General features: G+C 41.4%; 5 protein-coding genes. 1 reads left to right on the top strand and 4 read right to left on the bottom strand.

The genetic code is table 11. The features are described 5' to 3' along the window. The first annotated feature begins 649 nt into the window (after window positions 1-649). Entirely contained in the window at window positions 650-1,915 is a 1,266-nt protein-coding gene (locus tag CAL6303_RS27500) for an HhoA/HhoB/HtrA family serine endopeptidase (protein WP_015201112.1), read from the top strand. A 237-nt stretch (window positions 1,916-2,152) separates the two neighbouring features. On the opposite strand, the gene CAL6303_RS27495 is transcribed toward CAL6303_RS27500, so the two are convergent. From CAL6303_RS27495 to CAL6303_RS27480, 4 genes are all read right to left on the bottom strand, one after another. Continuing rightward, window positions 2,153-3,049, bottom strand: a complete 897-nt coding sequence (locus CAL6303_RS27495; RefSeq protein WP_015201111.1) for a fructosamine kinase family protein — start codon at window positions 3,047-3,049, stop codon at window positions 2,153-2,155. A 10-nt stretch (window positions 3,050-3,059) separates the two neighbouring features. After that, window positions 3,060-4,346 (bottom strand): M16 family metallopeptidase, encoded by a 1,287-nt coding sequence (locus CAL6303_RS27490; protein ID WP_015201110.1) that lies wholly within the window; start codon window positions 4,344-4,346, stop codon window positions 3,060-3,062. 149 nt (window positions 4,347-4,495) lie between these two features. Beyond that, on the bottom strand, window positions 4,496-5,356 hold the full coding sequence (locus CAL6303_RS27485) for an ABC transporter permease (RefSeq protein ID WP_015201109.1): 861 nt from the start codon (window positions 5,354-5,356) through the stop codon (window positions 4,496-4,498). Window positions 5,357-5,515: 159 nt separating this feature from the next. Next, window positions 5,516-6,613: an ABC transporter substrate-binding protein gene (locus tag CAL6303_RS27480; RefSeq protein WP_015201108.1), complete on the bottom strand. Its 1,098-nt coding sequence runs from the start codon at window positions 6,611-6,613 to the stop codon at window positions 5,516-5,518. Window positions 6,614-6,677 lie beyond the last annotated feature (64 nt).

Here is a 6,677-nt window from a genome sequence, read left to right as displayed (position 1 = left end):
TTGGATGTTGGATTATCCTAAATGAGGCAAATTATTTTAGTACATCAAAGCGAAGCTGGTGACAACTGTCAAATAAGAAAGCCCTGATATTTGTTTACTTTTTGTTACGTACTTAGCTACAATCGGCTTTCTATTGCTAACTACTGATTGGTAATGAGTATAAATATCAGTTATGAGTAAAAAGACTTAGGGACTTCCAGAAAATAAAATATCCTGTGATTTGGGTAGCGTTCGATGGTTCCTGAGCCTGTCGGAACGAAGTGTACCGGAGGTAAGGACTGAGGGCTCACGCCGAAGTCTTGTCCGAAAAGATTGGGATGCTGCGTAGCGCAACTTCTCGTAGGGTAGTTTGACGGGACGGAAACCGACACTATCAACTTCTCTGTGTTCCAGAATGGAAAATTGGATAATTATTTAATTGGAAGTCCCTTAAAATTGTTAACTCACCGTGATTTTAGGCAAATTAACCTGAAGTAATACTTTGGCGAGGACATTTTAGGTAATGATAGATGTGCAAATTGAGATAAATTACTGATTTAGTAAATACTGCTTCCGATTTAAAAAAACTTATAACTTTTAATCCCTTTTAAACTTGTCACGGTAGGCAATATCCTACCACCTACTGATTCACACGGAGAACCAAGTACATATGGAATCAAACGACCACAGTATAGTCAATGAATATATTTATACAAAAACTCTGAGGCTAAAGCCGGCAATCAAGCGATTGTTATTATTGGTATTAAGTAGTGTTGTGTTAACTTCCGTTAGTAGTTGTGCAAAAACCGGGAGCAGTGTTTTGGGGAATAAACCGGATACCCTTAACTCCCCAGATTCTTCTGTACTACTGAATACCCCAGTACCACCCCCGATTATTTCCAGTGGTGGAGGGGATCCCAATTTTGTTGTTGGAGTGGTTCAAAAGGTCGGTCCAGCAGTAGTTCGCATCGATTCTGCCCGCACCATTAAACCTTCTGCGAATTCGGATGAATTTGAAGATCCGTTTTTCCGACGTTTTTTTGGTGGTGGAGGTAGTTCTGGAGAACCTAGAGAACGTGTTGAACGTGGCAGCGGTTCCGGGTTTATTATTAATGCCAGTGGACAAATTTTGACAAATTCCCATGTAGTTGATGGTGCTGATGCCGTGACTGTCACCTTCAAAGATGGTCGCACCGTTGACGGGAAGGTTTTAGGAGAGGACGCTGTAACCGATGTTGCAGTGATTCAAATTGACGGTGATAGTCTACCCACCGTCGCACTCGGTAACTCAGATAGTTTACAGCCAGGAGAAGCTGTCATTGCCATTGGAAATCCCCTTGGTTTAAATAATACTGTCACCTCCGGCATCCTCAGTGCTACAGGTCGCTCTAGCAGTGATATTGGTGCTACCGATAAACGGGTTGATTATATTCAAACTGATGCAGCTATTAACCCTGGGAATTCTGGAGGACCTCTATTAAATGCTCGTGGTCAAGTAATCGGGATGAACACGGCAATTATTCGTAATGCTCAAGGATTGGGTTTTGCGATTCCCATTAATACTGCACAACGTATTGCCCAACAATTAATCACTAAGGGTCGAGTTGATCACCCCTATTTAGGTGTTCAAATGGTGACATTAACACCTGAAATCCGAGAACGGGTCATCAGCAGATTAAATATCAATTTGACCACTGAAAAGGGTGTTTTACTGGTGGATATTGTTCCCCGTTCCCCTGCATCTATCGCTGGACTGAAACCCGGTGACATCATTCGTAGCATCAATAATCAACCTGTGAACAAAATTGAAGAAGTACAGAAGTTGGTAGAAAATAGCCAAATCGGTGTTCCTGTTCAATTGCAAGTTGAGCGTGGTGGTAAAACTGTGCAAATTGCGGTTAAACCAGGTGCATTTCCCTCACAAAGGGCAAATTAAAAACTTATTTTGGAGCTTTCTACTTCTATGTATAGTACAGAGGAAAATGTTGAAACCTAGATTTTGTATGGCTTTGAAACCCAGATTCGGCACCCTTAACTGTCATAATCGGTTATTACGTAAATTAATCAATAAAAAAGGAGTAAAAAATTACATTTTTCTTAAGGTTGCTGCGGGTTGATTTGTTTGCGTTGAAAACCAGGTTTCTTTGGGTTTTAGTGTTTGCTTATTTGCTTATCAATCTGGTGAAACCTGGTTTCTGAGGTCTTCAATAGTTAAAATCTGAGAAATCATGCGATTTGCTTGGGAATTGTAACCACCACCAAAAAGGTTAAAGTGGTTGACTATATGATAAAGATTATAAAGTGTTTTTCTCTTGCTATAGCCTGAATCCAGGGGAAATTCCTGGTTATAACCCTGATAAAATTCTGTGGGAAAGCCACCAAAAAGTTCCGTCATGGCAATATCCACTTCCCTATCACCGTAGTATGTGGCTGGATCAAAAATAACTGGTTCCCCAGAAACTGTAAATCCAGCGTTTCCACCCCATAAATCTCCATGAACTAATGATGGTTGAGGTTGATAATCTGCCAAAAGTTGGGGAATGGCTGCGAGAAGTTGCTGGTGTTGGGGAAAGTTTCCCCCACGACGTAATGCTTGCTGAAATTGATATTCTAAACGGTGCTTTGCGTAAAATTCTGCCCAGTTGTTTGTCCAGGTGTTGATTTGGGGTGTAGAACCAATGGTGTTATTTAGATCCCAACCAAAACCCTGTTGGCTGGTTGTTTTGTGCAACATCGCTAGTTTTTTACCCATTTCTTCCCAAGGTTTGGCGTTGCCGCTACCCATTTCTAGCCACTCTAATACTATGTAGCTAGAATTACCTGCAATTCCCCAACATAGTGGTTTGGGGATGCGGATAGTTTGGGTAGCAAACATTTGCTGTAACCCCAAAAATTCAGCTTCAAACATGTGAATTTGGGATGCTTGATTGAGTTTCACAAAGTAGGTTTGTTCACCATTGCTGATTTGATAACCTTGGTTGATGCAACCTCCAGCAACTGATTTTCGTTGCTGGGTGTGAAATTTACTACCTGTTACTTGACTAATTTGGAAATCAATTTCAGTCCACATGGCGGGGAAATTAGGGTTTTGGCTTGACAATAACTACTCCATATGCATCGGGAGAGAGATATTTTTGAACGGATTTTAGGAGGTTTGTGGCATTTTGCGATCGCATTCTTTCTACATACCCCATTGCTGGTTCCAAATCTCCCATTAATGACTGATAATAGCCGTAGAGATTTGCGCGATCGCTTGGTGTCTCATTTCCAAATATAAATCTGTTTGCTACCTGTTTACAAACCCGATCAATTTCTGATGCTTTCACGATTTCGGTTTGCAAGGTGCGGAGATGTTGAATAATTTTCTCCTCCACTATTTCCAAGTTTTCCACATCACAATGTGTGGAAATCAAGAATATTCCTTGATGACTAAAGGACATATTACTTGCTGAGACATAGGAAACTAAACCCAAATCTTCCCGCAGTTCACTCACCAAGCGAGAAGTACGTCCTTGCCCCAAAATCCCCGACAATACATCTAAAGCGTAGGTTTCATCTAAATTTTCTAATCCTGGAACTCTCCACAGCATTGTCAATCTAGCTTGTTGGATAGTTTCATCCACGTATTCCTGACGCACAACCTCTGTAAATGCAGGTTCTGGATAACTCGGTATTTCTTGGTGAGGAATTCCTGGTTGTTTGTGTTTAGTTGCATCCGCAAAACCCGCTGAAACAATCTCAATTAACTCCTCTACTGGCAAATTTCCCACAGCTACCGCTGTCATGGATGAGGGTTGATACCAACCTGCGTGGAAATCACGCATTTGCTGAGGTTGAAGTTGGGAAATTACAGCTTCTGGTCCTAATACTGAACGTCGGTATGGTAAGCGTTCAAATGCCATATCCATCACCCACTGAAAAATTCTTCGCTGGGGACTGTCTTCACTGCGACGAATTTCTTCCAGCACTACCAAGCGTTCTCGCTCAAAAGCCTCATCTCGGATACTAGGGTTATTAACTAGTTCAATATGTAGCGGTGCTAACTCCGCAAAATCTTGAGGTGCAGTAGTAATGTAGTAATGGGTATAATCTTGACTTGTTGCCGCATTAGTTACAGCACCCCTTTCCTCAATCCGTCGCTCAAATTCTCCACTTACTAACCGCTCAGTCCCCTTAAAAATCATGTGTTCGAGGAAATGAGCCATCCCATTTATTGTATCTGGTTCGACACGGCTACCGACATTTAGCCACAAACTGAGATTAACAGCTTCTAGGGGCATTTGTTCCGCAACTATCGTTAATCCGCTAGGTAGTCGGTGTAGTTTTGGAGTATTGAGACGAGGTAATTTCGTCAGCGTTGAAGTCATTGGTGATTTTTTGGGGTGCTTACCCTTCTATCTTACTTACGCGATCGCTTGCGCTGTCAGGTATTGTTAAAATTTATTTTTCTAGATAAGCATTTTTAGTCAAATCTTAAAAGTCAAGAGTATTTATTCTTAATATCTAACTTTTTTGGCTAGCTGATTTTCTCATCACCAAATTTGATTAAAAGCGCGATCGCTATACTAACCAAAGCAATTAATGTCATACTCAAAGCGGAACCAAATCCCCAGTTTTGGGTGGCACCTAGAAATTGATTATAAACCAACCTCGCTGCTGTCATGCTGGATGCACCCCCCAAAAGTTCAGGGTTGATAAAATCGCCTAAACATGAAATGAATACCAAAAAACAACTAGCGAAGATTCCGGTGAAACTTTGGGGTACTATGATTTGAAAAAAAACTTGAATTGGGTTTGCACCTAGATCTGATGCGGCTTCTAGCAAGCGTCTGTCGATTTTTTCCAGGGATGAGTACAGGATTAAAATCATATAGGGAAGTAAGCTGTAACTCATACCAATAAATACTGCTGATGTTTGGTTGAGGAGGTTGAGTGGGGGTAATCCGGTGCTGGTAAGTAGGGTGTTGAGTAATCCTGTGGGACGTAGTATGGTGATCCAAGCGTAGGTACGCAGTAGGGATGATGTCCATAATGGTAAAACGAAGGCGAGTAATAAGATGTTGCGCCAACGTTGGGGGACAATTTGGGCAATCCAGTAGGCGATGGGGAAACCCAGGAATAAGCAGATGATGGTAGTACCGATGGACAAGTAAAGCGATCGCGTGATTACTTGGATGTAAATGGGGTTAAATATTCGGCTATAATTGGCGATGCTGCTGGGGTTGACTATTTGTCCTGGACGTATTCCTGGTACTAGGCTTAACTGGAAAATAATTAATGTTGGTAGGACGAGTAGCAGTAGTAGCCAGATTCCCGATGGTGCTAAGAGGGCAAAAGGGGGAAACCAGTTTGGTTTGGGTTTTTCGGGGATGTGCATTTTAAATAAATATAATATTTTTAACGCAGTAGACGCTTTTGCGGCTTCCCGCAGGGTGGGGCGCGAAGGGAAGCGCAGAGGGGCGCAGAGAAGAGAAGAAAGAGAGAAGAGGGATTTATACGATAATATATTCCTGCTCCCTGCCCCTTTTCCTCTTGGTTAGCTGCTGGTTAGTTCTGTCCAATAACGTTCGTATATTTCTAGGGTGTCTCCTAATGGTGACATGCGATCGCATTTTTCCAGGAGTGATTGTGAGGGGAATAGGTTGGTGTTATTCTGGATTGCTGCTGGCAGTTGCTCAAATGCTGCACGGTTGGGTGTTGCTAAACTCTGGTTTTGGGTGAGTTTGGCTGATACTTCTGGCTGAAGTAAGTAGTTTATCCATGCGTAAGCACCGTCGGGGTTGGGTGCTGTTTTCATGATTACTAGTGTGTCTGTCCACAAAGATGTCCCACTTTTGGGAATTACGTATTTTAATTTTGGATTCTCTTTGGTAAGTTTTATGGCATCGCTGGAGTAAGACATTGCTAAGTCTAAGTCTCCAGTAACTATTTTACTTCTCCATGCATCGGTATCAAAGGATGAAATTGAGTCTTTGATTTCTTTGAGTTTCTCGTATGCTGCTTTTATTTGAGTTTCGTCTGTTGCATTGTAGGAATAACCCAGCATTTTTAATGCCGCACCCATCACTTCACGAGAATCATTCATTAATGTCATCCGCTTGTTGAGTATGTCGCGGTTTTGCCAAATATATTCCCAATCTTCAGGGGGGGTTGTTAATTTTTCGGAATTATAAATAAAGCCTGTTGTTCCCCAAGTAAAGGGGATACTATAACGATTATTTGGATCGTATGGTGGATTTTGGAATTGCGGAAATAAGTTATCAATTCCTACTAGTTTCTGATGATTGATTTCTGCTAATAAGTTTGCATCTAACATTTCCTGGACAATATAATCAGATGGATAAATAACGCTGTAATCAGCACCTCCACCTGCTTTTATTTTTGCCAGCATTATTTCATTTGAATCGTATAAATCAGCAAATAGACTAATTCCAGTTTGCCTGATAAAGGTTTTTATTAATTCTTTGTCGTCGGTGTATTGTGTCCATGAATAGAGACGGAGTACGTCCCGGCTAATTGTATTGCTCGCTGCACGGATATTTCCTAATTTCCAACCGCAACCTGCAAGGGAAAATCCAAAAATTGCTGCTAATCCTCTCAGGATATTTCTTCTACTAGTTATTCTCTTCATCATCTCAAATTTTATGAGTTATCAGTTACCAGTTATCAAATTTGTTCACTGTTCACTGTTCACTGAT

The sequence above is a fragment of the Calothrix sp. PCC 6303 genome, from assembly GCF_000317435.1.
Lineage (GTDB): Bacteria > Cyanobacteriota > Cyanobacteriia > Cyanobacteriales > Nostocaceae > PCC-6303.
Note: the sequence above shows the minus strand (reverse complement) of the source record. Positions and strands in the feature narration are given on the sequence as shown.

Excerpts from the sequence above, each read along its gene's own strand:
- CAL6303_RS27500 (WP_015201112.1), top strand. The coding sequence starts at position 650 with ATGGAATCAAACGACCACAGTATAGTCAATGAATATATTTATACAAAA.
- CAL6303_RS27495 (WP_015201111.1), bottom strand. The coding sequence starts at position 3,049 with ATGTGGACTGAAATTGATTTCCAAATTAGTCAAGTAACAGGTAGTAAA.
- CAL6303_RS27490 (WP_015201110.1), bottom strand. The coding sequence starts at position 4,346 with ATGACTTCAACGCTGACGAAATTACCTCGTCTCAATACTCCAAAACTA.
- CAL6303_RS27485 (WP_015201109.1), bottom strand. The coding sequence starts at position 5,356 with ATGCACATCCCCGAAAAACCCAAACCAAACTGGTTTCCCCCTTTTGCC.
- CAL6303_RS27480 (WP_015201108.1), bottom strand. The coding sequence starts at position 6,613 with ATGATGAAGAGAATAACTAGTAGAAGAAATATCCTGAGAGGATTAGCA.